Annotated in this window: 27 protein-coding genes; 7 read left to right on the forward strand and 20 right to left on the reverse strand. The window is 72.4% G+C overall.

Annotated elements, in window-relative coordinates; all coding sequences use genetic code 11:
* Positions 1–10: 10 nt before the first annotated feature.
* Genes IG84_RS0107565 through IG84_RS0107590 form a run of 6 tightly spaced genes read right to left on the reverse strand, consistent with a single transcriptional unit; the run spans position 11 to position 5,510 of the window.
* Entirely contained in the window at positions 11–859 is an 849-nt protein-coding gene (locus IG84_RS0107565) for a fumarylacetoacetate hydrolase family protein (RefSeq protein ID WP_031052891.1), read from the reverse strand.
* Positions 852–1,769, reverse strand: coding sequence for a 3,4-dihydroxyphenylacetate 2,3-dioxygenase (locus IG84_RS0107570; RefSeq protein ID WP_031052893.1), 918 nt, complete (start codon positions 1,767–1,769; stop codon positions 852–854). Before IG84_RS0107570 ends, IG84_RS0107565 begins: the two co-directional genes overlap by 8 nt.
* Positions 1,762–3,225: an aldehyde dehydrogenase gene (locus IG84_RS0107575; RefSeq protein ID WP_031052898.1), complete on the reverse strand. Its 1,464-nt coding sequence runs from the start codon at positions 3,223–3,225 to the stop codon at positions 1,762–1,764. The genes IG84_RS0107570 and IG84_RS0107575 overlap by 8 nt, the downstream gene beginning before the upstream one ends.
* Before the next feature lie 41 nt (positions 3,226–3,266).
* A complete protein-coding gene (locus tag IG84_RS0107580) occupies positions 3,267–4,073 on the reverse strand; it encodes an acetoacetate decarboxylase family protein (RefSeq protein ID WP_031052903.1) in 807 nt (268 codons plus the stop codon).
* 15 nt (positions 4,074–4,088) lie between these two features.
* On the reverse strand, positions 4,089–5,318 hold the full coding sequence (locus IG84_RS0107585) for an NAD(P)/FAD-dependent oxidoreductase (RefSeq protein WP_031052905.1): 1,230 nt from the start codon (positions 5,316–5,318) through the stop codon (positions 4,089–4,091).
* Positions 5,319–5,321: 3 nt separating this feature from the next.
* A complete protein-coding gene (locus IG84_RS0107590) occupies positions 5,322–5,510 on the reverse strand; it encodes a ferredoxin (RefSeq protein ID WP_030255337.1) in 189 nt (62 codons plus the stop codon).
* Positions 5,511–5,772: 262 nt separating this feature from the next.
* On the opposite strand from IG84_RS0107590, the gene IG84_RS0107595 reads away from it, so the two are divergent.
* Both IG84_RS0107595 and IG84_RS0107600 read left to right on the forward strand, forming a co-directional pair.
* Complete coding sequence (locus IG84_RS0107595; protein WP_382467421.1) at positions 5,773–7,092, forward strand: glutamine synthetase family protein; 1,320 nt, start codon at positions 5,773–5,775, stop codon at positions 7,090–7,092.
* A gap of 35 nt (positions 7,093–7,127) precedes the next feature.
* Entirely contained in the window at positions 7,128–8,408 is a 1,281-nt protein-coding gene (locus tag IG84_RS0107600) for a cytochrome P450 (protein WP_031052911.1), read from the forward strand.
* Here the strand turns inward: IG84_RS0107600 and IG84_RS0107605 are convergent.
* From IG84_RS0107605 to IG84_RS0107620, 4 genes are all read right to left on the reverse strand, one after another.
* Positions 8,395–8,928: a cytochrome b gene (locus IG84_RS0107605; protein ID WP_031052912.1), complete on the reverse strand. Its 534-nt coding sequence runs from the start codon at positions 8,926–8,928 to the stop codon at positions 8,395–8,397. The two genes, IG84_RS0107600 and IG84_RS0107605, sit on opposite strands and share 14 nt — an antisense overlap.
* The gene (locus IG84_RS0107610) at positions 8,925–10,040 is read right to left on the reverse strand and encodes a catalase family peroxidase (protein WP_031052916.1); all 1,116 of its coding nucleotides are present in this window, start codon (positions 10,038–10,040) and stop codon (positions 8,925–8,927) included. Before IG84_RS0107610 ends, IG84_RS0107605 begins: the two co-directional genes overlap by 4 nt.
* Positions 10,041–10,055: 15 nt before the next feature.
* Entirely contained in the window at positions 10,056–10,610 is a 555-nt protein-coding gene (locus IG84_RS0107615; protein WP_211266428.1) for a COG4315 family predicted lipoprotein, read from the reverse strand.
* Between the two features lie 140 nt (positions 10,611–10,750).
* Positions 10,751–11,149 carry an STAS domain-containing protein gene (locus IG84_RS0107620; RefSeq protein ID WP_031052921.1) on the reverse strand — a complete coding sequence of 133 codons (399 nt, stop codon included), beginning with the start codon at positions 11,147–11,149 and terminating at the stop codon, positions 10,751–10,753.
* Between the two features lie 398 nt (positions 11,150–11,547).
* Here IG84_RS0107620 and IG84_RS37765 point away from each other — a divergent pair, with 398 nt between their 5' ends.
* Positions 11,548–12,276 (forward strand): ANTAR domain-containing protein, encoded by a 729-nt coding sequence (locus IG84_RS37765; RefSeq protein WP_051861485.1) that lies wholly within the window; start codon positions 11,548–11,550, stop codon positions 12,274–12,276.
* Positions 12,277–12,589: 313 nt separating this feature from the next.
* On the forward strand, positions 12,590–12,850 hold the full coding sequence (locus IG84_RS0107630) for a hypothetical protein (RefSeq protein WP_245659253.1): 261 nt from the start codon (positions 12,590–12,592) through the stop codon (positions 12,848–12,850).
* A 66-nt stretch (positions 12,851–12,916) separates the two neighbouring features.
* On the opposite strand, the gene IG84_RS0107635 is transcribed toward IG84_RS0107630, so the two are convergent.
* The 5 genes from IG84_RS0107635 to IG84_RS41520 all read right to left on the reverse strand — a co-directional run bounded on the left by IG84_RS0107635 (position 12,917) and on the right by IG84_RS41520 (position 17,044).
* Entirely contained in the window at positions 12,917–13,519 is a 603-nt protein-coding gene (locus tag IG84_RS0107635) for a carbonic anhydrase (RefSeq protein WP_031052927.1), read from the reverse strand.
* A 167-nt stretch (positions 13,520–13,686) separates the two neighbouring features.
* The gene (locus IG84_RS0107640) at positions 13,687–15,000 is read right to left on the reverse strand and encodes an MFS transporter (protein ID WP_078648666.1); all 1,314 of its coding nucleotides are present in this window, start codon (positions 14,998–15,000) and stop codon (positions 13,687–13,689) included.
* Positions 14,997–15,515 carry a glycine-rich domain-containing protein gene (locus IG84_RS0107645; RefSeq protein WP_031052931.1) on the reverse strand — a complete coding sequence of 173 codons (519 nt, stop codon included), beginning with the start codon at positions 15,513–15,515 and terminating at the stop codon, positions 14,997–14,999. The genes IG84_RS0107640 and IG84_RS0107645 overlap by 4 nt, the downstream gene beginning before the upstream one ends.
* An 8-nt stretch (positions 15,516–15,523) precedes the next feature.
* The gene (locus IG84_RS0107650) at positions 15,524–16,801 is read right to left on the reverse strand and encodes a phenylacetate--CoA ligase family protein (protein WP_245659254.1); all 1,278 of its coding nucleotides are present in this window, start codon (positions 16,799–16,801) and stop codon (positions 15,524–15,526) included.
* A gap of 90 nt (positions 16,802–16,891) precedes the next feature.
* Positions 16,892–17,044, reverse strand: a complete 153-nt coding sequence (locus tag IG84_RS41520; protein ID WP_169749865.1) for a hypothetical protein — start codon at positions 17,042–17,044, stop codon at positions 16,892–16,894.
* A 268-nt stretch (positions 17,045–17,312) separates the two neighbouring features.
* On the opposite strand from IG84_RS41520, the gene IG84_RS0107660 reads away from it, so the two are divergent.
* Together IG84_RS0107660 and IG84_RS0107665 are read left to right on the forward strand one after the other, a co-directional pair.
* Complete coding sequence (locus tag IG84_RS0107660) at positions 17,313–18,863, forward strand: ATP-dependent DNA ligase (protein WP_031052934.1); 1,551 nt, start codon at positions 17,313–17,315, stop codon at positions 18,861–18,863.
* Positions 18,860–19,330, forward strand: coding sequence for an NUDIX hydrolase (locus IG84_RS0107665; RefSeq protein WP_031052935.1), 471 nt, complete (start codon positions 18,860–18,862; stop codon positions 19,328–19,330). The genes IG84_RS0107660 and IG84_RS0107665 overlap by 4 nt, the downstream gene beginning before the upstream one ends.
* Positions 19,331–19,332: 2 nt before the next feature.
* Here the strand turns inward: IG84_RS0107665 and IG84_RS0107670 are convergent, their stop codons facing one another.
* Genes IG84_RS0107670 through IG84_RS0107680 form a run of 3 tightly spaced genes read right to left on the reverse strand, consistent with a single transcriptional unit; the run spans position 19,333 to position 21,702 of the window.
* Entirely contained in the window at positions 19,333–20,115 is a 783-nt protein-coding gene (locus IG84_RS0107670; protein WP_245659255.1) for a nucleotidyltransferase domain-containing protein, read from the reverse strand.
* 31 nt (positions 20,116–20,146) lie between these two features.
* Complete coding sequence (locus tag IG84_RS0107675; RefSeq protein WP_031052938.1) at positions 20,147–21,331, reverse strand: flavin-dependent oxidoreductase; 1,185 nt, start codon at positions 21,329–21,331, stop codon at positions 20,147–20,149.
* Entirely contained in the window at positions 21,328–21,702 is a 375-nt protein-coding gene (locus IG84_RS0107680) for a YybH family protein (RefSeq protein ID WP_031052942.1), read from the reverse strand. The genes IG84_RS0107675 and IG84_RS0107680 overlap by 4 nt, the downstream gene beginning before the upstream one ends.
* A gap of 127 nt (positions 21,703–21,829) precedes the next feature.
* Between IG84_RS0107680 and IG84_RS0107685 the strand changes: the two genes are divergently transcribed.
* Positions 21,830–22,723, forward strand: coding sequence for a LysR family transcriptional regulator (locus IG84_RS0107685; RefSeq protein ID WP_031052945.1), 894 nt, complete (start codon positions 21,830–21,832; stop codon positions 22,721–22,723).
* Here IG84_RS0107685 and IG84_RS0107690 read toward each other — a convergent pair.
* Together IG84_RS0107690 and IG84_RS0107695 are read right to left on the reverse strand one after the other, a co-directional pair.
* Positions 22,720–23,820, reverse strand: coding sequence for a sensor histidine kinase (locus IG84_RS0107690; RefSeq protein ID WP_031052948.1), 1,101 nt, complete (start codon positions 23,818–23,820; stop codon positions 22,720–22,722). The genes IG84_RS0107685 and IG84_RS0107690 overlap by 4 nt on opposite strands.
* On the reverse strand, positions 23,817–24,482 hold the full coding sequence (locus IG84_RS0107695) for a response regulator (RefSeq protein ID WP_031052950.1): 666 nt from the start codon (positions 24,480–24,482) through the stop codon (positions 23,817–23,819). Before IG84_RS0107695 ends, IG84_RS0107690 begins: the two co-directional genes overlap by 4 nt.
* Positions 24,483–24,532 lie beyond the last annotated feature (50 nt).

Consider the following 24,532-nt stretch of genomic DNA (forward strand, 5'->3'; position numbering starts at 1 on the left):
GAGCCGGCCATCAGCCCCGCTTCGGCGGGCGGATGCCGCGGAACTCCCAGTCGCCGCCGAGCGCGGTGGAGCGGACCTCCTCGGACTCGGTGGGCTGGGCGCCGACGTCGCCGCGGATCGCGGTCGGGCCGGTCACGATGTGGTTGGTGAGCCGGCCCAGGCCCTCGGCCTCGACCTCGACGACGTCGCCGGGCTGTACGGGCCGGGAGTTGGCGGGTGTACCGGAGAGCAGTACGTCGCCGGGGTACAGGGTGATGGTGCGGGCGATGTCGGCGACGAGGTAGTGCATGTCCCACTCCATCTCGTCGGTGGAGCCGTCCTGGACGAGTTCGCCGTTGACGTAGGTACGGAGGTACTTGCCGCGGAAGTCCCAGTCGGTGACCAGGCCGGGGCCGAGCGGGCAGAGGGTGTCGGAGCCCTTGACGCGGAGCATGGAGCCGGCGTCGGTGTCGCGGAAGTCGTGCAGGCCGTAGTCGTTGGCGACGGTGTAGCCCGCGATGTACTCCCCCGCGTCGGCCGGTGCGATGTTGCGCGCGGTCTGGCCGATGACGATGGCGACCTCGCCCTCGTAGTTGAGCCACTTGCAGCCCTCGGGGCGGACGATCGCGCCATGGTGGGAGTTGAGGGCCGAGGTGGGCTTGTGGAAGTAGGTGGGGGTCGCGGACAGCTTGATCTGGAACTCCTCGACCCGGCTGCGGTGGTTGAGGTGGACCGCGACGATCTTGGAGGGGACGACGGGCGGCAGGTGCCGGGCGTCGTCGGCCTTGACGCGGCGGCCGTCACCGGCCACCAGCTCCTCGCCCTCGCGGACGGTCTCGACGACGGCGCCGTCGAGGAGGATGCGGCGGTACTCAGGCATGGGTGGTCTCCTTGGAGGGGCGGGGCGCGGTCCAGCCGTCCGCGGGACGGTCGAACCACAGATGGACCTGGCCGGTGCCGACGGAGTTCTCGTACTCCCCGTACTGGCGCCCGCGGGCGGTGCAGGCCGCCTCGCCCAGCGCGCCGGCCAGCATCAGGTAGTGGAAGAACTTCGCCTCGGGCTTGTACGTCCAGAAGTCCGGCATGGTGCGCAGCACTTCGTCGTGGCGGCCGTCCTTGAACCAGGCGATGCGCTGCTCGTCGGCGGCGCGTGCCTCGGGGCTGAAGATGTGGACGGGGTCGCTGGCCTCGTGGTCGCGGAGCTGCCGCAGCGGCCAGAAGGTGTGCGAGAGGGCGCCGGAGGCGATCACCAGGACCTTGCGGCCCTCGGTGGCGGCGATGCCGTCGGCGAGGGCGCGGCCCAGCCGCAGGTGGTCCTCCATGTCGCCGGTCTGGCAGACCCCGATGGAGACCCACTTCTTGTCGGGCAGGCCCTCGCCGAGGTGCTTCCAGAGGTTGATCGTGGCGTAGTAGATCGGCAGATAGTCATCGTCGATCGGGGTGATCCAGGTGCCGTGCTTGTCGGCGAACTGTGCGATGTTCGCGGCCAGTTCGGGGTCACCGGGGAAGTCGTACGGCATCCGGCACATGCCGCGCGGCAGCTCTTCGGAGGTGAAGAGGCCGGCCCGGCGCTGCTGGGCGGTGACGACGAATTCGACGGTGGTGGCCCAGTGCGAGTCCAGGACGACGACGGTGTCGTAGTCGGCGGCCTCGAAGACGTCCTCGCGGAGCTGGTGCAGGCCGGTGACGAGGGTGATCTCCTTGCCCTCGTTCAGCTCCCGCCGGGTCTCCTCCGGCAGCACGATGGTGGGGACGTGGGCGAGCAGCCCGGCGCCGACGATCTCACCCATGGTCGCGCCAACCCTTCGGCGAGGTGACGGTGTTCTTGAGGTCGCAGTAGAAGTCGAAGCTCCAGGTGCCGCCCTCGCGGCCGACGCCGGACTCTCGGGAGCCGCCGAAGGGGGCCTGGAGGTCACGGACGAAGAAGCAGTTGACCCAGACGGTGCCGGCGACGAGCTGCCCGGTGACGCGCTCGGCGCGCTCCTGGTCGCCGGTGGCGACGGTCGCGGCGAGGCCGAAGCGGGTGTCGTTGGCGAGCCGGACCGCTTCCTCCTCCGTGTCGAAGGTCTGCAGGGTGAGGACCGGGCCGAAGACCTCCTCCTGGACGATCTCGGAGTCCTGGGCGACGTCGGTGAGGAGCGTCGGCGCGTAGTACTGGCCGTCCTCGCGGTGTCCGCCGATGACCGCGCGCGCCCCGGCGGCGAGCGCCCGCCGCACGAAGCCGTCGATCTTCTCCAGCTGGCGGGGGTGGATGTTGGGCCCGATGTCGGTGGCCTCGTCGCGCGGATCGCCCTGCCGCAGCCGCGCTGCCTTCGCAATGAAGCGGCGGGTGAACTCCTCGGCGACCGAGGACTCGACGAGGAGGCGGGTCGCGGCCAGGCAGACCTGTCCGGCGTTGTCGTACTGCTCCACCGCCAGGTCGACGGCGAGGTCCAGGTCGGCGTCGCCGAAGACCAGCAGCGGGGACTTGCCGCCGAGCTCGAAGCTGGTCGGTACCAGGTGCGCGGCAGCGGCGGCCGCGATGGTCTTCGCGGTGGGGACCGAGCCGGTGAAGCTGATGCGGCGCACGTCGGGGTGGGCGACCAGGGCGCTGCCCGCCTCGGCTCCGTATCCCTGGACGATGTTGAAAACGCCGGCGGGCAGGCCCGCCTCGTGCGCGATGTCGGCGAGGAGCGAGGCGGTGAGCGGGGTCCACTCGGCGGGCTTGAGGACCACCGTGTTGCCGGCGGCGAGCGCCGGGGCGATCTTCCAGGTCGCGAGCATCAGCGGCGCGTTCCACGGCGTGATCAGCACGCAGGGGCCCGCCGGGTCCCAGGAGACGTGGTTGGTGTGGCCCCGCGTCTCGAAGTCCTCGTGTTCCAGCGTCAGCAGCCAGTCGGCGAAGAAGCGGAAGTTGTGCGCCACGCGGGGCATCACGCCGCGGCGGTGCGAGCGCAGCAGCGCGCCGTTGTCGGTGGTCTCGACGATCGCCAGGTCCTCGATGCGCTTCTCGACGCCGTCGGCGATGGCGTGCAGGATGCGGGCGCGTTCGGCGCGCGGGGTGGCGGCCCAGCCGGGGAACGCCTCCTGCGCGGCGGCGACGGCCGCTTCGGCCTCCGTCGCGGTGCCGCGGGCGATCTCGCCCAGGGCCGCGCCGTCGACCGGCGAGACATCGGTGAAGGTGGCGGCGGAGGCGACGCGCGCGCCGCCGATCCAGTGCCGGGTGTCGACGGCGACGCCGGCGACGGTGATGCGGTGTGCGGTCATGTCCGGTCTCCCAGAGGTCGGAGGAGGTCGAAGGGTGTCGGTCACTCGGCGGCGGAGGTGCCGGACTCCAGGAGGGTGCCGCCGTTCCAGACGACGCCGACCTGGCGGTAGTACGCGGCGATCGGCTCGCGGATCTCCAGCCGGGCCAGCTCCTCGGTGGGCGCCTCGAACAGCTCCAGTTCGGCGTCGCCGCGCCAGGCGGGGCCCGCCTCGAAGGACGCTGCACCGCTCTCGATCAGCTCGTCCAGGGCGAGGCCCTTGCCGGGCTCGATGGACGGCAGCCAGCGGTGGTGGGCCATCGGGTGGCCGTTGACGAAGCCGTTGCTCTCGGACTCCTCGCGCAGCGTCACGACGGCCTGCGCGAGGCGCCGGTCAGCGGCAGCGAGCGTGGCGCCGAAGCGGGCGCCCGCTTCGATGCGCGGCGCCGGTCCGTAGGGGTGCGGGCGGGTCTGGTGGATCGAGCCGAGCTTCTTCGGGTAGCCCTGGTGCAGCCCGCGGGCGATCGCGAAGTCCTTGTCGACCCAGATGTACACGCAGCGGGAGTACGTACGGCCCTTGTAGGAGCAGCGGACGACCGCGAAGGCTTCCTTGTACTGGGCGCGTACGGGGTCGAGCAGTTCTTCCCCCGAGGCCGCGCAGGACTGCCAGTCGGCCCAGATGAGGGCGACGGCGCCGGGGTCCTCCTCGGCGAGTCCGAGCGGTTCGGGCAGCAGCTCGCGGACGCGCGCGGGGTCGGTGCGGTACTCGACGGTGAGGAGGTCGCCGGAGTAGTGCCAGGGGGGCGTGGGGATGAGCGAGGCGTTACCGGTCGCCGTCTTGGGGTGGAAGTAACCGCGGACGCTGGCCATGGTGGTCGGACTCCTTCAGGCGTGCTGGGTGCTGGGGGCCGGCTGCTGGAGCAGTTCGGCGCGGTAACGGGCGGCGCCGGAGGCGGCGGCCGGGCCGCCGAGGGCGAGGACGCCGACCAGCCGGCCGTCGGCGTGATAGCCCATGACGGCGTCACCGGCGGGGCCGCCGTCCGGGTCGCCGGCCAGGACGCGGATGTCGTCCAGGCCGAGGGACGGGGCGCCGAAGGACTGCAGCCGGAAGTCGTGCTGGTCGCTCCAGAAGGTGGGGAACGGCGCGAAGGGGGCGGGGTCGGGATCGGCGCCGGCGAGGTGGGCGGCTAGGGTCCTGGCGGCGCGCTTGGCAGTGTCGCCGGGGATCGACCAGTGCTCGACGCGGCGCGGGACGCCGTCGTAGCGGGCGTTGGGGAAGCGGGCGACGTCCCCGACGGCGACCGCGTACGGCAGGCCGCCGGCCCGCAGCAGTGCGTCGGTGAGTACGCCGTCGGTCAGGTCCAGGCCGTTGCCGGCCAGCCATTCGGTGTTGGCCACCGAGCCGACCGCCTCGACCACGACATCGGCGGGGAGCACCCTGCCATCGCCGAGCACGACACCGGTGACGTGCGCGTCGCCTTCGAAGGCGGTGACGCCGGTACCGAGCGCGAAGCGTACGCCGCGTTCCTCGTGGCGTCGGAGCAGCAGCCGGGCGGGCAGCTCGCCGAGGGGCCGCAGCATCGGCAGCGGTTCGGTGTCGACGACGGTGACCTCCGCGGCGCCGAGGCCGACGGCGGTGGCGGCGACCTCGCAGCCGATGAAGCCGGCGCCGACCACGACGACCCGGACGCCGGGCCGGGTCAGTGCGGCGCGCAGGCCCTGGGCGTCGGCGAGTGTGCGGACGGTGTGGCGGCCGGCGGCGGGGCCGGAGCAGCGCAACCGCCGGGGCCGCATGCCGGTGGCGATCACCAGGCCGTCGAAGGCCAGTCGCTCGCCGTCCGCCAGTTCCACGGTCCGCTCGGCGAGCCGGGCGGCGGTCACTCGGGTACCGAGGCGCCATTCCACGTCGGCGACGCTCGCGCGGGGGCGGAAAGCGAGGGAGTCGAAGGGCGCCTTGCCCGCGAGGACTTCCTTGGAGAGCGGCGGGCGGTTGTACGGCATGTGCGGCTCGTCGCCGATCAGGGTGATCGCGCCGGTGAAGCCGGCGGCGCGGAGCTGCTCGGCGGCGCGCAGGCCGGCCATGGAGGCGCCGGCCACCACGATGCGGGCGGCCATCGCTCAGTCCTCGATCCGGATGGCTTGCAGCGGGCACACGTCGGCGGCTTCCTCGACGTCCTCGCGCAGCGCGTCGTCGGGGTCGCTGACGTAGCCGAGGTGCCCGTCCGCGTCGAGGTGGAAGACGTCGGGGGCTGCGAAGACGCACTGGCCGTGGTCCTGGCACTTGTTCATGTCGACGACGACCTTCATGGCCGGCCTCCTGGTGGTGGAACCCATAAGTCGTTTGGTGTCAAACAACATAGGAAGACCACGACTCCTGGTCAACACCTATCCGCATGGATAAATTTTTTCCGCCCGCCTCTTGCGGGGCCCTCCGCCGTTCCCTACCGTTTGGCGTCAAATGACTGGCAGGGCCTCACTCAGCGCGGCCCCGGTCCTTCCCCGCCACCGTTCCCGCCCCTCCGAGGAGACACTGGTGAGCGCTCCCGATTTCCCCGAGATCCGACAGCACATGGATCGACTGGCCGCCGACGGCATCGACGTCATCCGCGTCGCGTATCCCGATCTCATCGGCACCGACCGCGCCCGCGACGTCCTGCTGGAACACCTGCCCTCGGCGTGCGACCACGGCCTCGCCTTCTGCCGGGCCGTCTACCACACCAGCCCGCAGGGCGACGTCGTCGAGGTCGCGGGCGGCCTGGACGCCGGCCTGCCCGACATCGCCGTCCGCCCGGACCTGAGCACGCTGGCCCCGCTCCCCTGGGAGCCGGGCGTCGCCTGGTGCCTCGGCGACGTCCTCGACCCCGCCACCGGCTCACCCGCCCCCGAATCCCCCCGCGACCTGCTCCGCCACGTGCTCGCCCAGTGCACCGAGGAGGGGCTGACCCCGGTGGTCGGCCCGGAGCTGGAGTACTTCCTGTGCGACCCGGACCCGGGCTCGCCCTCGGGCTGGAAGCGGTACGCCGAGGCCCCCGGCAATGTCTACACCGCGGGCCGCCGCGGCGACCCGGACGGCCATCTGCTGCGTACTTTGCGGCAGTTGCGCGACCTCGGCATCGGCGTCAGCATGGGCAACCACGAGTTCAGCCCGGGCCAGTTCGAGATCAATCTGACCCACTCCCCCGCACTCGACGCCGCCGACCGGGCCTTCCGCTTCAAGGCCGCCGTCAAGGAACTCGCCCGCACCGAAGGCCGGCTGGCCACCTTCATGGCCAAGCCCTTCAGCGACGAGGGCGGTTCGGGCTTCCACGTCCACGTCTCCTGCCGGGACGGCGAAGGCCGCAACACCTTCGACGACCCCGCCGCGCCGCACGGGCTCTCCGCCACGGCCCGGCACGCGATCGCCGGCGTCCTCGCCCACGCCCCCGCACTGACCGCACTGCTCAACCCCACGGTCAACTCCTACAAGCGGTTCGGGCCCGACACCCTCGCCCCCTGGCTGATCGACTGGGGCCTGGACAACCGCAGCGCCATGGTCCGCATCCCGCCCGAGCGCGGCGCGGGCGCCCGCTTCGAGCTGCGGCTCGCGGACGCCAGTGCCAACCCGTACCTCCTGCTCGCGGGCACCCTCGCGGCCGCGCTGCTCGGCGTGCGGGCCTGCCAGGAGCCGCCCGCACCCCTGGAGGGCTACGGCTACGACACCACCAAGGCCGCGACCCTGCCGATGACACTGCCCGCGGCGCTCGACGCCTTCGAGGCCGACACCGCGCTCACCGCGGTCCTCGGCAAGGGTTTCGCCTCGGCCCTCCTCGCCTACAAGCGCGACGAGGTCGCCCGCTTCCAGCAGTACGTCACGGACTGGGAGTTCACCGAGTACGCGTACCACCTCTGACCCACGCGCCCATCCGCACCCGCAAGGAGCCACTGATGACCAGCACCCTGCCCGACGTCCACGAGCCGCTCCCCCTGGACGAGGTGAACCTCGCCGACCTGGACAACTTCACCGACGGCGTCACCCCGTGGCGGATGTTCCACACCCTGCGCCACCAGGACCCGGTCCACTGGCAGCCGGAGGAGGTGCCCAACTCCGGCTTCTGGTCGGTCACCCGGCACGCGGACATCGCGCGCGTCGACCGGGACGCGGAGACCTTCACCTCCACCAAGTTCGTCAACCTCGAAGAGGTCGACGAGGACCAGATCAAGAAGCGCGCCTCGATCCTGGAGCTGGACGGCGTGCGCCACCGTGCCATGCGCAGCCTGCTGCAGCGCCAGTTCGGCGCGAGCGTCATCAACCAGTACGCGGACTTCCTGCGCGGCCTGACCGCGAAGACGCTGGACGCCGCGCTCACCAAGGGCAGCTTCGACTTCGTGCGCGAGGTCTCCGCCGACTTCCCCATCAACGTCCTCGCCCGGCTGCTGGACGTGCCGCCGGAGGACAACCAGCAGCTCATCGACTGGGGCAACCGCATCATCGGCCACACCGACCCCGACTACGCCGATGTGCTGCTGGAGAGCGAGGAGAGCGAGCGGTACCGCGACCTGCCGTTCCGCTCCCCCGCCTCCCTGGAGGTCTTCGAGTACGGACGCGAGCTGGCCCGGCAGCGGCGCGGCGGCGACGGCACCGACCTGATCTCCCGGCTGGTCAACCAGACCCCGCGCGACGGCGTCCCGCTCTCCGCCCAGGACTTCGACAACTACTTCCTGCTGCTCGTCGTCGCCGGCAACGAGACCACCCGGCACTCCATCACGCACGCCATGCTCGCGCTGATCAACAACCCCGACCAGCTCGACCGGCTACGCAAGGACCCCTCGCTCATCCCCACGGCGGTCGAGGAGTTCCTGCGCTGGGCCTCGCCCGTGTACCACTTCCGCCGCACCGCCACCCGCGACGTCGAGCTCGGCGGCAAGCGCGTCAAGGAAGGCGACAAGGTCGTCATGTGGTACGCCTCCGGCAACCGCGACGAGCAGGTCTTCGGCAACCCCTACGACTTCGACGTGGCCCGCGAGAACAACGACCACCTCACCTTCGGCAAGGGCAGCCCGCACCTGTGCCTGGGCAACCTCCTCGCCCGTACCGAGATGCGCATCATGTTCGAGGAGCTGATCCCGCGGATCGCCGACATCCGCGTCACCGGCGAAGTCCCCCGTGTCCGCTCGAACTTCGTCAACGGCATCAAGAAGCTGCCGGTCGAGGTCACTCTCGCCTGAACGTCATACGGCCGAGGAGCCGGTCACGCAGGACGAGGGTGTGGAACAGCACCGCGCACGCGTGCGTCAGGAAGGCCGCGAAGAGCAGGTACGCCAGTACCGTGTGCGTCTGCCGCAGCACCGCGTAGAGGGCCGGGTCGGACGGCAGGAGGCCCGGGAGGCGCAGCGGCCCGTACAGCACGATGGGGTATCCGGCCGCCGACAGCATGCCCCAGCCGATCAGCGGCAGCGTGAACATCAGGGCGTAGAGCAGGTACTCCGATCCCTTCGCCGCCGCGCGTTCCCACCGGCCCATGGCCGGTGGGAGGGCCGGCGGCCGGTGCCGGAGCCGGTTCACGAACCGCACCACCGTGAAGACGAGGATCAGCATCCCGAGCGGCCGGTGGACGTCCTGCAGCGCGTCGTAGGCGGTCGGGGAGGCCACCATGGCGGCGCCGATGAACAGCATGGCGACGACCATGACCGCCATTCCCCAGTGCAGCAGACGGGCGAGGACGCCGAACTTCTCCGTTCCGCTCATCGCCGCTCCTTCGTGACGTCGACCGGGCTCGGTGTCTTCGGCTCGCCCGCTCTGCGGGTGAACGACTGGGAGTACACCGCCGAACGGGCGCTGAGCAGCGGGTCGTCCGACGCCGCTATCCCGTCCGGGAGGATCAGCGGGTCGAAGTTGACGTCCCGGGCGTTGCCGGCCGCCTCGGTCTGTACGGAGTCGATCGTCAGCGTTCCGGCGTCGATCGTGCGGCGGTCGCCGGGCCACGGCAGGGTGGCGTCGTCCGTGGGGTCACCGGGCCTGCCGACCGTCAGTACCAACCGCCAACGCAGGGGTTCCCGCGCGACCTTGGCGATCAGCGCGTCGAAGAGGTGGTCGCGGCCCGGCGGTGCGGTGGTACTGCCGGCGCCGACCGGCCCGGCCGGCTTCAGCGACCAGCGCACGGGGACGGTGTCGCCCGCTTCATTGGTGCAGCGGAAGGCGTTCAGGGCGTTGTAGGTGCTGTCGTGGAAGCCGGAGGTGGGCGGGTGCCGCTTGACGACGGCCATCGCCTTGGCCGTTTCGGGGTATTCGGCGAGAAAGGCGGCCATCTTCTCCGGGTCCGGCTTGCCCGTTGCCGGGAGGGGTCTGGCCGCGAGCATCCGCGCATAGAAGCCCTGCGGAGTGCGGTCCAGGAAGACCGGAAGGTTGATCATCGCGGTGCGCCACTGCTCGCCGTCCGGCAGGTGGAAGAGCAGTCCGAGCCCCCGGACGGTGGGGGCGGTGTCGGGCGCGTCCGGCAGCCCGCCCGACAGGGAGAACCGGCCGGTCACGGGGGTGCGCCCGGGCGCGAAGACGGTGGCCCTGGATACCTCGGTACCCGCTCCGTCGGCGGTGAAGTACCCGGCGGCGCTCACGCCCTTCGCGTGGTTGCGCCGGAACCCGGCGTGCTTCCCGTAGACCTGCTCGAAGCGGTCCGCGAACCGGGCCGGTGTCAGCCGGTCGGCGGGGAACCGGCCGCCGGCGTAGGCGAGTCCGCCGATGCCCGCCGTGCCGGCGCCGCCGATCGCCGCGAGCCCGAGCAGGGCGCTCCGGCGGCTCCATTCCTTGCGGGGCGGGTCCGCTGAATCGCCGGGTGGGGCCGCTGCAGTTTCGTCAGTCATGTCCGCTCCCCGCCGTCAGTTGCCGGAGGCCGGGGTGATCACCACGGCGTGCCACACTCCCTTGACGCCGTCACCGGCGGTCTTGCCGGGGGCCGTGTCCTTGGCGAAGCGGTACAGCGCGTGGCCGTCGTACGTGGCCTGAGTGGCGCCGTCGGGCCGCTGCAGCGTGCCCGTGTCCTCGGGGAGACCGGCACCGCCCTGCGGGGTCCCGGTCACCGGCGGCCACAGCGTGGCGCACTTCCCGGTACAGGCCGAGGACTTCGCGGTGTCCTTGTCGAAGGTGTACAGCGTGTGGCCGCGGCCATCGGTCAGCACCTTGCCCAGCTCGGTCGTCCGGGTGGCCAGCCGGGCGTCCTGCTTCCCGCCCTCGGACGGGGCCGTCGCCGAGGGCTTGGCCGAGGAGCCCTTCTTCGCCGCGTCGTCCCCCGCTTCCCCGCCGCCGCACGCGGCCAGCAGCAGTGCGGCGCCGACGCCCACCGCCAGGCCGAGCCCGGCCCGCGCGACTCCCCGGCGACTGCCTGTCCGCCGGCTCCCCTGCTCGCCCATCGCCTCGCCCATCGTCTCGCCCATTGACGTACTCCGTCCGTGTTGCGCCGTGTCCTGTCGTGTCGTGCTGGTGCGCGCGACGACGGGGGATACGGGGCGCGGGCGGCGAGTGTTTTCCGCAGGACGGGTGAGCCACGTCACGACGGCCGGGGCGGCCGGGGCGGCTACCGTCCGGGCAGCGGCGGCCAGGTGGGGCGGTGCTCGGCGGGGAGGGAGGCGAGGGCCTGACTGACGGTGGCGTGCTGCGGGAAGAGCTTGTCGCTGCCGGTATGACGCAGCAGGTCGGAGAGGCGGCGGCCGGCGCACGCGAGCAGCAGGGCGCCCTCCCGGCGACGCAGAAGCCAGTGCAGGGCGAGCAGGCAGTTCAGGCCACGGGAGTCGCAAAAGGTGAGCGCGGCCACGTCCAGGACGAGATAGCGGTATCCGTCGGCGAGGACGACGCCGGTGGAGGAGAGGAACGCCTCCTCCGAGGCATGGTCGAGCTCGCCGCGGACGCGCAGCACGGCGCAGGCGTCGCACTGCGTGAGAACGCTGACGGCCAGCCGCCCGGTGCCCGTGGACATCGCTCCTCCGATCACCTGTCGCACGGACATCCACGGAAAGCTCCACGGACATTCCCCGGTGGTGGCCGCTTGTCGGCCCCACGCTGTGAACTACAGGCATGTGATACAAGACGAGTGTCCCACATGAGCGGATACATGCCGGAAGTCGCGCGGCCGCGGCACGGTGACAATACGATCGCGCTCCACCCGCACGGGTGAACCCGGACGCGGGCCTCCCTCGGCGCCGGGGAGCCCAGCGCGAGCGGGGGCGTCAAGACCACGCAACCTGGCGCTTGTGCCCGGGCCGACGCGGGGTGGACGCTGACGACGTCGCATGGCCGATGCATCGACCAGCCGGACCGGGGTGGGAGATGCCGGCTCAGGAGCGGCACGGTACGGCTCAGAGGGGGCGCTGCGACATGGTGGAGAGCACCGTCAAGGACTTGGTCGCCGTTCTGGCACAGGGCCGCGAGGCGGATTTCGCCGCGCAGTGGGCAGGGGAGGCAGCAGCCGCGCTGGGCCTGGACGGGCTGGCCGCCTCCTTGCTCGTCGGGGAACCGGAGCTGATCTGGTTCAGCGAGGAGGTCAGCGCACGGCTGGAGGACCTGCAGTTCACCCTGGGCGAGGGCCCCAGCCTGGAAGCCGCGCGGGCGGGCGCGATCTGCCTGGTGGCCGACGTGCGTTCGGCGCCGGCGGCGCGCTGGGCGGGCTTCCTGCCGGCCGTCACCCAGCTCGGCGTCCGGGCGGTCTTCGCCTTTCCGCTACGGCTGGGCTCCCTGAAGGTGGGCGCCCTGACCGGCCATCGCCACCGGCCGGGAATGATGAGCGGGGAGAGCATCGAGCACGCCCTGACGCTCTGTGACGCACTGACCGACTTCCTCCTGCGCAAGCGGCTGCCATCGCCGTCCCCCGGAGACGCGGCGCACACCCCGCCGGGAACCGCCGGCCTGGTGCACCTCCACCGCGCCGAGGTCCACCAGGCCACCGGCATGATCGCCGTCCAGCTCGGCATCCCCCTCCCCGCCGCCCTCTCCCGCCTGCGCGCGGAAGCATTCGCCACCGGCCGCGGCATCACCGAAGTAGCAGCCTCGGTACTCCGCGGCGGCCTACGCCTCACCGCGAACAACGACCCCACGGACTCCGCGTGAGAGGCGCCGCGTCGGCGTGAAGGGCGGTGTGTTCCGGCCAAAGTCGGGGGGTGGGACGGGGGCAGACGGGTGGACTGGTGTCTCTCTGGTCCCGGTGGGGGGCCACGTCGGTCTGTTGCTTCACAGGGGTGTCTTCCGGCGGGTGGGCTACTGGCCGACAGCTTCCGGGGGACAGCGGGCGGCGGACGGACGGCGTTCTCGTGTGCGCCGCCCGGGTACGCGTGCGCCGCACCCGGCGACCGCCGGGTGACCCTCGTGAGAAAGCAGGCGCACCATGACCGCCGCTTCGTCCCCCGGGTACTCGGAATCCGGTATGCCGAGGAGTAGCCGTACCGCCGCGCGCCCCGCGCACACCGAGACCAAACCGTCCTTCAAGACCACCGAGTTCTTCGTCTTCATGGCCGCCGTGGTGGCCGTCCTCGTCGCCTCCGCCGTGGTGGGCAGCGGTAACGGCATCGTGGACCGCTTCCCGGCCGACCGGGCATGGCTGTATGTCACCCTGCTCAGCATCGGCTACCTGCTGAGCCGGGGCCTGGCCAAGAGCGGCAGCCGTGAACCGGCGGACCACGCCTGACACACGGCCCCGTCCCCTACGGGTCCCGCCCGGCCGGCAGACCGGGCGGGGCCCCGGGGTGAGCGGTCAGAGCGGGAGGAAGGCGTCCGTCTCCTGGTCGTGCGCCATGACGAGGCCGGTGTGCACCTCGTAGAACCAGCCGTGCAGCGTTACTTCACCGGCGTCCATGCGCTCGCGGACACTGGGGTAGGCGCGCAGCCGGTCGAGCTGTTCGCGGACGTGGCGCTGGACGGCGCCGGCCACCGCCGGGGTGTCGTCCAGGGGCAGGTCGGCGGAGAACTGCTCGGCGAGCCAGTCCCGTACGCAGGGCGCGTCGTTCAGGTCCTCGGCGCGTGCCCGGGCACCGACGGCGCCGCAGTGCGAGTGGCCGCAGACGACGATGTCGGCGACCTTCAGGACGCGCATCGCGTACTCGATGGTCGCGGCCTCCGCACAGGCCGTCATGTCTTCCCGGTAGGCGGGGACGGCGTTGCCGGCCGTCCGCAGTTCGAAGAGCTCGCCGGGCCGTGCGCCGGTGATGAAAGACGGTACGACCCTGGAGTCGGAGCAGGTGATGAACAGGGCGAGCGGCGACTGGCCGGCGGCGAACCGGCCGAAGCTCTCCCGTTCCTCAGGACGGTCGGCGATACGGGCGTTGAGGCTCCGGGCCTGCTGGATGAAGGTCTCCACGAGGAGGTCTCTCCTGTTACTGAGGGTGCCACTGAGTGCGTGGCGAAAGCGGATCGCGAGGGGTCGTTGCCGTGCGGAGGCGGTGTGGCTGGTCCGGACGCATGGTGTTCCGGAAGGACCGGGTAGTCGGTGGCGACCGGGCGCGTGTGCCGTGTGTTCCGGTCATGTCAGGAGCTCTTCTCGGGCGCGCCGGGGTGTAGCCGGGGCCGCCGTACGGTCAGCGCCAGCACGGGCACGATCGCCAGCGCCAGCGCTCCACCGGCCAGGGCCAGCAGCGGGAAACCGCCCGCCACGACGACCACTCCGGAGGACAGCCCGCCGGTGGCCCCGGCGACGGCGAGGGCCACGTCCAGCAGGCCCTGCGTACGGGCGCGGGTGGCCGCCGGCAGGGCGTCGGTGACCAGGGCCGTGCCGCTGATCAGGCCGAAGTTCCAGCCGAGGCCGAGCAGGACGAGTGCGGCGGCGAGCGCCGGTACGGAGTCGGCCGGTGCCAGGGCCGCCACGGCGCCGGCCGCGCACAGTGTCACGCCGGACGCGGCCGCGACCGGCAGCCGCCCGGCCCGGTCGACGAGGAGCCCGGTCAGCGGGGAGGGCAGGAACATCGCCGCGACGTGGAGGGCGATGACCAGCCCGGCGGCCCCGGTGCTGTGGCCGTGCGCCCGCATGTGGACCGGCGTCATGGTCATGATCGCGATCATTGCGAGCTGGCCGATCACCATGACGGAGGTACCGGCGAGGAGGCGGGGCCGGTCGGGGCGGGCGGGCGTACTCTGCGCGGGGGCTGCCGCCGCTCGGTCGGTCGCATCGGCCGCATCGGCCAAGGTGCGTGCCAGCCGCAGCGGGTCGGGGCGGAGCAGCGTGCCGAGGAGGACGGCGGCTGCCGCGAAGGCGACGGTGGCCAGCGCGAACGGGCCCGCCAGGCGCGGGATGCCCCAGCCGTGCGCGACCTCGCCCGTGGCGGTCACCAGCAGCGGGCCCGCCACCGCGCCGAGCGTGGTGGCCATCAGTACGGTGCTCACCGCCCGGCCGCGCCGCTCGGGCGCCGCCAGGTCGGCCCCGGCATAACGGGCCATCAGGTTGGTGGCCGTGCCCGCGCCGTAGACCGTGAGCGAGACGAAGAGCAGTGCTACATCGCCGGTGGCGGCGGCCACGACGACGCCGAGGCTGCCGAGCGCGCCCACGCCGTAGCCCAGCGCGAGGCCGGGGCGCCGGCCCCAGCGCTGGCACAGCCGGCCGACGGCGACGGCGCCGACGGCGGATCCGCCGGTGAACAGGGCGCTGGGCAGGCCCGCCGACCCCGTGGAGCCGAGCATTTCCTCGGCGAGCAGCGCGCCGACGGTGATGCCGGCGGCCAGGCCCGCGCCGCTGAGGATCTGGGAGAGCACCAGGACGGTCAGTACGCGCCGCTGCGCGGTGGCCACGGGCGGCACGGCGAATACCGGCGGCCCGTGCGCCGGGGCGGTCCCGGTCCGTTCCGTCATGGGTGACTGCCCCCGGCCGGTTCCAGTGCGGAGATCTCCCGCAAGGGCATGTCCAGCCGTTCGTGCAGGAAGCGGACGATGGTCCAGTGCGGCAGCGCGCCCTCGTCGAAGGGGCCGAATTCCCGGCAGTACAGCGGAATCCAGCGCAGCGCCTCTTCGATGGCCTGCTCGCGCCCCGGCTCCTGCTGGTACTCCTCGTACGCGATGCTGCGGTGTTCGATGAAGAACTTCCCCGGCAGGCGTTCCTCGCACAGGTACCGGTATTCGCGCGTCTGCAGGATGAGGTAGTGCCAGAATTCGTCGATTTCCTGCTCGACGGGGAGGAAGAGCCCGCTGAGTTCCTCGGGGTACTTGGAGATCAGGTAGAGGTACCGCAGGCATTCCAGCGCCTGGCGTTCGGTGTACTCGCGGGGCGCTTCGGTGCCGGCCGCGAAGTGCCCGACCAGTTCCGCGTAGAGCGCGGGGCCGAGCAGTGTCGTGAGGTCGTCCGCCGTCACGAACGTCTTCGTGGTCATGGTCCCTCTCACTTTCCGTCCGGGGCGAGCCAGGCGTACTTCCCCGACTTTCCGATGGGGATGTGGTCCCGGTGGTCGAGTACGCAGCGGCGGCCGGTCAGTTCGCGTACGCCGCGCCCCAAGGCGGCCACTCGGTCGGATTCGAGGGGCTTGCCGTCGAAGGTGGTGTACGCGAGCACGGCCTCGGCTGAGCTGAGGACCCTTAGTTGGTGCACGAAGACGCGGGGCGAGACGGCGCCGACGAGCGCGTCCAGATCGCCTTGCGAGACCGGGCCCGCGGGGGAATCGAGCAACTCCTTTTCCCGGCCGCAGAATTGCGTGATGTTGGTCGGGTCGGGCGTGCCGTCCGACGTGCGGGCGCAGTCGCCGGAGCGGTAGCGGATCAGCGGCATGTGCGGATTGCGCAGGCTGGTGACGATGAGGTGGAAGAGCCCGCTGCCCTCGGCCACCGGCGCGAGTTCGACGCTCATGTCGTCGAGGAAGGGGTGGTAGCGGCCGCGGCGGTCGCTGTAGAAGAGGTAGCCCAGTTCCGTGCTGCCGAACAGGTCGATGATCGGGCACGCGAAGTGCTGCTGGAGATACCGCCGCACATTGACCGGCGTGTATTCGTAGGCGTGGATGATGCTCGCCGGTGGCGAGAACGCGTCCCACAGTCCCCAGGTATGGATTTTGCGCAGCAGATGCGCCAAGTGGTAGCCGGAGCTGTCCAGGTGGTACCAGCCGCGCGGATGAGTCTGCCGGGCCGCTTCGATTTCGGCGAGCATCCGCTCGACGTCCGCGCGCTCCCAGAGTGCGGGGTCGAGGCGGAGGTTGAGGTAAGAGGTGCGGGCATCGAGGCGGCGGTCCTCCACGCGCGGTACGGGCGGTGGCTCCTCGCCGCGCTTCCTGGCATTCACCCGGGCGACATGCTCCGTCGCGAGCACCGTCGTCAGGGAAACGCGCCGGCAGTCCGCCTCCCAGGTCTCCCGGATGTCCGGGTGCTCGCTCCACAGCCGGTAATAGGAGCGGAGGAGGAAGTACGGGGGACGGATGAGCTGCATCCGGGCGTGGTTGGTGCCCGTGGAGAGCACGAATTCCGCCTCGCCGGAGGCGAGCGCCGTCGTGAGCGCGGGCGTCATCCAGTTGTCCGGGAAGCCGCGCGCGATCTCCGCCTTTTCCAGTACCGGGAAATGACCGCGGACCAGCGCGTCACGGTAGATCGGAATGTCCTTGACGCGTGCGATGACCTCGGCCGTCGGCTGACCGTCCGGGGAAACCTTCAGCTGACGGTCCGGGGAAACCTTCAAGGGAAACCTCAACAGGGCTCGTGGGCCGGGGCCGGCCGGCGGCGGAGACGGCCGCCGCCGGCCGGCCCGGAAACGCCGGGCGGCGACGGGTCAGGAGATGCAGCCGGTCTTCGTCGCGCTGATGTAGCCGGACTTGGGCGACGCGCTGATACAGCCGTCCTTGTCCGCCTTCTGCGCCGAGTTGGCGGCGACCCAGCCCTGCCAGACGTCGTCCTGGGCCATCTTCTTGATGAGCTGTTCCATGCGGGCCTCCGAGAGGTGGGGTATGGAGCCGGCCTGTGCGACACATGCGGCGCTGACGTGCGCTTTCGCCGCATGGAAAGAAGGTAAAAGGTTGACCAAGTGGATGTCAATGAATGGCAATGGCCAAAGGTCAAGAAGGACGTCGGGCGCGCCAACTTTTGGCGGGATCGCGTCACGGTGATCGTGGCGAGGAGCCGGTCCCCCCGCGGAGGCAAGGCCGGGTGCCCGTGCGGAGGCGTGGCCGGGCCGTGCGAGGCACGATGGCCGTATGCTGCTGGCCCACCTTGCCCGCGTGTCCCAAGAAGTCGCCGCGACCTCCGCGCGCTCCCGGAAGGTCGCGCTGCTGGCCGGGCTGTTCCGCGAGGCCGCGCCCGAGGATGTGCCCGTGGTCATCCCCTACCTGGCCGGACGGCTGCCCCAGGGGCGCATCGGCATCGGCTGGAACGCCCTGCGCGACCCGGCTCCCCCGGCCGAGCAGGCCGTACTGACCGTACGCGGCGTCGACGCGGGGCTCACCGCGCTGTCCCGGATCACCGGGACCGGCGCGCAGGCCGAACGACGGCGGCTGGTGCAGCAGCTACTGGCCACGGCCACCGAGCCGGAACAGCGCTTCCTGACCGGCCTGCTGACCGGCGAGGTGCGCCAGGGCGCGCTGGACGCGCTCGCCGTCGAGGGGCTGGCGGCGGCGACGGACGCGCCGCCGGCGGACGTACGCCGGGCCGTGATGCTCGGCGGGCTGCAGGACGTGGCCAGAGCCCTGCTGGCCGACGGCCCGGACGCGCTCGCCGGCTTCCGGCTCACCGTGGGCCGGCCCGTCGGCCCGATGCTCGCGCACAGCGCTAAGTCACCGGCCGAGGCGGTCGAGAAGCTGGGCACCTGCGCCGTGGAGGAGAAGCTCGACGGCATCCGGGTACAGGTGCACCGTGACGGCGACGACGTGCACATCCACACCCGCACCCTGGACGAGGTCACCGACCGGCTCCCCGAGGTCGTCGAGGCCGCTCGCGCCCTGCCGGCCACCCGGTTCGTACTCGACGGCGAGGTCATCGCGCTGGACGCCGACGGCCGCCCGCTGCCGTTCCAGCGCACCGCCGGGCGCTTCGGCTCCCGGGTCGACGTGGCCGCCGCGCAGGCCGCGCTGCCGCTCTCGCCGGTCTTCTTCGACATCCTGGCGGCGGACGACCGGGACCTGATGGACCTGCCCTTCGCCGACCGCCACGCGGAGCTGGCCCGGATCGTGCCCGAGCCGATGCGGGTCCGCCGGGTCGTCGTCCAGGACCCGGCCGACCCCGCGGCCCAGGAGGCGGTGGCGGAGTTCTGGGCCGCGACGCTGCGCCGCGGGCACGAAGGCGTCGTGGTCAAGGCGCTGGACGCGCCCTACAGTGCGGGGCGGCGCGGCGCCTCCTGGCTCAAGGTGAAGCCGGTGCGCACCCTCGACCTCGTCGTGCTGGCGGCGGAGTGGGGACACGGCCGCCGCGCCGGCAAACTGTCCAACCTCCACCTCGGCGCCCGCGGGCCCGACGGCTCGTTCGTCATGCTCGGCAAGACCTTCAAGGGTCTGACCGACGCCACCCTCACTTGGCAGACCGAACGGCTGCGGGAACTCACCGTGGAGGAGCGCGGTCATGTCGTGACCGTACGCCCGGAGCTCGTCGTGGAGATCGCCTACGACGGCCTCCAGTCGTCCACCCGTTACCCGGCGGGCGTCACCCTGCGGTTCGCCCGGGTGGTGCGGTACCGGGAGGACAAGAGGCCCGAGGAGGCCGACACGGTGCAGGACGTCCTGGCGGCCCGCAGCGCGAACAATGACGCGTCATGACAGGGAAACGGAGCGCCGGGCTGCTGCTGTACCGCCGTACGAGCGGCAGCGTCGAGCTGCTGCTGGCGCACATGGGCGGTCCGCTGTGGGCCCGCCGCGAGGCCGGGGCGTGGACGGTGCCGAAGGGCGAGTACGTGCCGCCGGAGGAACCGCTGGCGGCCGCCCGGCGGGAGTTCGAGGAGGAGTTGGGCCTGCCGCCTCCGGAAGGCCCGTACGTCCCTCTGGGCGACGTCCGTCAGTCGGGCGGCAAGACGGTCACCGTCTGGGCCGTCGAGGGCGACCTCGACCCGGCGGCGGTCGTGCCGGGGACGTTCGAGATGGAGTGGCCCAGGGGCTCCGGCGTCCTGCGGGCCTTCCCCGAGATCGACCGGGTGGCGTGGTGCGGCCCGGAGTCGGCCGGGGAACGGCTGATCGCCGCCCAACGCGCCTTCGTGGACCGGCTCCTCACGCACGTCGAGCCTGGCTGAACTCACATACGCAGGGCCTGGCTGAGCCGCTCCTCGAACAGCGCCTCCGCCTCGGCGACGGCCCGCGCCAGGTGCGCCGCCTCCGGCCGCAGCCCGGCGACGACGGTGTCGATGCCGCGCAATCCCGCCTGGTGCAGGAGCCGCTTCTCGTTGGTGGTCCACTCGCCGCGCGCAGCGAGGACGGCGTGGGCGGTCTGCAGGGCGGCGGTGGCGAGCGCGCCGGCGACCTCGGTGGCCTGGCCGCGTGGCACGTACGCGCTCTTGGCGTACTGGATCGTGAGCTCTGCGCGGCCGCGCCATACCGGCGGGGCCGCGGCGCGCAGCGCCTCCGGGTAGGCGGGGCACGGCAGTTCGCCGCGCAGGACCTGGTTGACGGCCAGCTCCGCGACCACCAGGTAGCTGGGGATGCCCGCAAGGTGGAACATCAGCGGCTCCCAGTGGAAGCGGCCCTGCCCGGCCTCGGCGAGTTCGTGCTCGACGACGTCGAGGTCGCGGTAGTGGACGTCGACGCGCCGGCCGTCGATGCCCAGCCAGGCACCGCCGTTGAAGACGCCGCCGCCCCATTCGCCGAGCCCGGAGACCTCGCCGTCCCAGCCGACGGCACGCAGCTCCGCCGGGTCGAAGGCGCCGCGGTAGTACAGGGCGAAGTCCCAGTCGCTGTCGGCGGTGTGGGTGCCCTGGGCACGCGAGCCACCGAGGGTGACGGCACGCACGGCGGACAGCCCCGCGAGCCGGTCGGCGACGTGGTCCAGGAACTCCTGATCGGTCATGACGGCGTCTCCCATGCGGCCGACCCTAACGCCCCGCCCCTCCCCCTCACCGAAGCGTCAGCGACGCCCGGGAGTTGAGCTCGTGCACGTCGCTGCCCGTGGCGTGCCGGTAGGTGGCGGTGATGCGGGCCAGCTCCCGCGGCGTCCGGCCGCCGGCCCGGTGCATCTCCCGGTTGGCCCGGACGACGGCCGTGGTCGCGTCGCGGCGCGCGTCCTCGTAGCGGGCCAGCCCGTCCGGTACACCGTCGGCCCGCGCGAGCTCGTGGGCGAGCACGCGGGCGTCGACGACCGCCTGTGACGCGCCGTTCGCGCCGACGGGGTACATCGGGTGGGCGGCGTCGCCGAGCAGGGTGACCCGGCCGCTCCCCCAGGCGGGCAGCGGGTCGCGGTCGGCCATGGGGTACTGCAGGAGCGGGTCGCCGCCCGCCAGCAGCGCGGGAACGTCGAGCACGCCCAGCGTCCAGTCCGCGTAGTACGGCAGGACGTCGGCGAGCCGGCCCGCGCTGTTCCAGGCCGCCTCCTCGGCGAGCGGCTGCGGCGCGGCCACCCTGACCAGAGCGACCCAGTTGATGCGGCCGCGGCCGATCGGGTACGCGACCAGCTCCGCGTCCCCGCCCGTCACGAGCACCGCCGAGGCACCGGTGAGGAAGGGTTCGCCCTCAGTGACGCCCCGCCACATGCGGATGCCCGACCACTGCAGCGGGCCGCCTGCCGGATGCAGCCGGGCCCGGACGGACGAGTGCAGGCCATCGGCGCCCACGAGCGCCGCCGCGTCGTACGTCTCCGCCGCTCCGGTCGCCCGGTCGAGCAGCCTGGCCCGGACCGCGCCCGGCCGCTCCTCGAAGTCCACCAGCCGCGTTCCGGTACGGACCGCGCCGGCGCCCAGCCGGGCGCGCACCGCCGCGAGGAGCATGAGCTGCAGTTCGCCGCGGTGGAGGGAGTACTGCGGCCAGTGGTAGCCCTGCGCCCGGCCGCGCGGCTCGGTGAAGAGCCGCCGGCCGGACCGGTCGTAGTAGACGTTCTCGCCGGTGGCCACGGAGAGGGCGGCGAGCTCTTCGCCGAGGCCGAGTTCGGTCAGTTCGCGCACGGCGTGCGGCAGCAGGTTGATCCCGACGCCGAGCGGCCTGATCCGGCGGGCGCTCTCCACCACGACCGCGTCGATGCCCGCGGCGTGCAGGCTCAGCGCGGCGGTCAGCCCGCCGATGCCCGCGCCGGCGATCAGTACGGTCATCGTCCGGCCGCCGTCTCGGGGCGGTCCATGATGCGCAGCCAGCTCCCGTCCGGCTGCCGGCGCGCGACCTGCACCCGGCCGCCCGTGCCGTCGGCGGGCCGGGTGGAGGTCAGGGCGAGGTCGCCGTACCGGACCGTGGGCAGCGGCTCCTCCTCCACGAACGGCAGGGCCGCGTGCGCCACCATCCTCTCGCACACGGCGCGGATCGCGTCGCGGCCGACCGTGACGGCCCCCGGCGGGTAGGCGAGCACGGCGTCGGGTGCGTACAGCTCGGCCAGCCCCTCGGCGTCGCGGGCGTTGGCCCGCGCCACGAAGAGCCGGGCCAGGTCCTCGGGGGTGGCGGCGCGCTCGCGGGTGGTCTCGGTGGTCATGGCAGGTTCCCCTTCTCGTCCTTGCTGCTTCCTGCTTTCACTCTGAAGCGGACCGGACCAGAAGTCCAAGAGATGGTAATTATGTGAACGAGAAGCATTGCTTCTGGCTCGGCTAGACTCGCCGCTCATGGAGCTTCACCAGTTGCAGTACTTCGTCGCCGTGGCCGAGGAGCGGAACTTCACCCGCGCCGCGGAGCGGCTGCACGTGGCCCAGCCCGGGGTCAGCGCGCAGGTCCGCCGGCTGGAGCGGGAGCTCGGCCAGGAGCTGCTGGACCGCTCGGGCCGCTCGGTACGCCTGACCGAGGTGGGCGAGGCCGTCCTCCCGTACGCGCGCGCCGCGCTCGCCGCGGTCGACGGCGTCCGGTATGCCGTGGACGAGCTGACCGGGCTGCTCCGCGGGCGCGTCGCCGTGGGGACGGTGACCTCGCACAGCGTCGAACTCCCGGACCTGCTGGCCGAGTTCCACGACGCTCACCCGGCGGTCGAGATCACCCTGTCCGAGGCCAATTCCGACCAGCTCATCGACGGCCTGCGGACGGGCCGGCTGGACGCGGCGATCATCAGCGTGGGCAGCGGGACCCCGGCCGGTCTCGAGATCGAGGTGGTGGACGACCAGCCGGTCGTCGCGGCGGTCGCCCCCGCCCATGAACTCGCCGTCCACCCGGTCATCTCGCTCGACACCCTGCGCGGCCGCCCGCTGATCAGCCTGCCGCGCGGTACGGGGCTGCGCACCCGGCTCGACGAGGCGTGCGCGGCCGCCGGCTTCGCACCGGACATCGCCTTCGAGGCCAGCAGTCCCGAAGTGCTCGCGCAGTTGGCCGCGCGGGGCCTGGGCGCGGCGATCCTGCCCGGGGCTTTCGCCGCGGCCCGCGGCGAGGAGCTGCGGACCCTGACGATCGATCCGCCGGCCCTGCGCGGCCGCCTGGTCTTCGCCTGGCGGGCGGCGGGCCCGACCGGTCCGGCCGCCCGCGCCCTGATCGAGCGCGCCCGCGCGATGCTCCGCGCCCGGCCGCGGGCCTAAGGACCGACCGGCAGTGTCAGATGCAGCCGGAAGCCGCCCTCGGACGTGGGGGCCGCGGTGACGGTGCCGCCGAGGAGTTCGGCGCGCTGGCGGAGGCCGACCAGGCCGTGGGAGGCGCTGGGCAGCGGCAGGGCCGGGCGGGTGGGCGCGGTGTTGGTGACGGTGGCGTGCAGGGTGCCGCCCTCGTGGTGGACGCGGACCGTCGCGGTGGCGCCCGGGGCGTGCTTGCGTACGTTGGTCAGGGCTTCCTGGACGGTGCGGTAGACGGCGCGCTGGACCGGCGGCGGGAGGCCGTCGGGCAGGTCGGTCTTCAGCTCGGCCTCGATGCCGCTGCACTCGACCAGGCGCTGCAGGTCGGCGAGGGAGGGCTGGGGGGTCAGCTCGGTCGGCCGGCTGCCGGAGGCACGTAACACGCTGACCATGTGCCGCAGTTCGTCCAGCGTCTGCACGCTGAGCCGCCGGATCGTGGCGGCCGCTTCCTTCACGGCGGGGTCGCGGGTGCCGACCTGGAGCGCCCCGGCCCGTACGGCGATCAGGCTGACCTGGTGGGAGACCACGTCGTGCATCTCCCGGGCGAGCTGGGCGCGTTCCTTGGCCAGTACGGTCTGGGAGAGCAGCAGCCGCTCGTGGTCGCGGGCCTCGGAGATCTCGGCGAGCCGCAGTGACAGGTCGCGGCGGGCCTGGACGAGCTGGCCGAGGAAGACGGGGGCGGCCGCCATCGCCAGCTTGTATCCGACGTGGATCAGGGTCGAGGTGTCCTGATAGTCGTCGTACTCCGGGTACGGCCAGGGCACGACGTGGCCGGCCACGACCGTCAGGGCGCAGACGGCCAGGACCACGCGGCGGTGGGTGAGCGAGGCGAGGGTGTACAGCGCGGCGAGCGAGGCGTACTTGGCGTCGGCGAGGACGAGCGCCGGGAGGGTGAGGACGAAGGTGGTGAGCGGCAGGTGCCGGCGGAGCGCCAGCGAGAAGGCGCCGAGCAGCGAGCAGGCCGTGCCCCACGGTTCGTCCGGTTCGTAGTGGGCCCAGGCGTCGAGCAGGACGGCGACGATGAGGGCGACGTCCAGCAGCCAGGCCGGCGGCCGTCTGTTCTTCATCCGCCCTCCCCGCCGCGTAACGGCCGTAACAGTCCCGCGCGCTCGGCGAGCAGCGCCGCCTGGACGCGGCTGCTCACCCCCAGCTTGGTGAGGATGGCGCTCACGTGGTCCTTGACCGTGCCGGTGCTCAGGTGCATCTGGGTACCGATGTCGACATTGGACAGCCCTTCGGCGATGAGGAGGAGCACGGCGCGCTCGCGGTCGGTCAGCCGGGCGACGCTGCGCACGGCGGGCGCGTCGGGGCCGCTGTCCAGATAGCCGTTGACGACGGTCCGGGTGACCGTGGCGGACAGGACGACGCCGCCGGCGGCCAGCGTGCGGATGAGGTGCGGGAGTTGTTCGGGATCGGTGTCCTTGAGCAGGAAGCCGTCGGCTCCGGAGCGCAGCGCCGTCGCCACGTATTCGTCGGTATCGAACGTGGTGAGCATGGCCACCACCGGCGGCTGCCGCAGCCGGCGCAGTTCCGCCAGGACGGTGAGCCCGTCCACGTCGGGCATGCGGATGTCGAGCAGCACGACGTCCGGCCCCAACTCCCGTACGGTGCGCACCGCCTGGCCGCCGGGGACCGCCGCCACGACCTCGATGTCGTCCGCCGCGCCCAGGATGTGCTGAAAGCCCGTACGGATCAGGGCCTCGTCATCCACCACCAGTACCCGGATCACGCGTGCTCCGCTCACCCAGCGCCATTCGCCCGATGTGTACCACGCCGACC

The organism is Streptomyces ochraceiscleroticus, from assembly GCF_000720485.1.
Lineage (GTDB): Bacteria > Actinomycetota > Actinomycetes > Streptomycetales > Streptomycetaceae > Streptomyces > Streptomyces ochraceiscleroticus.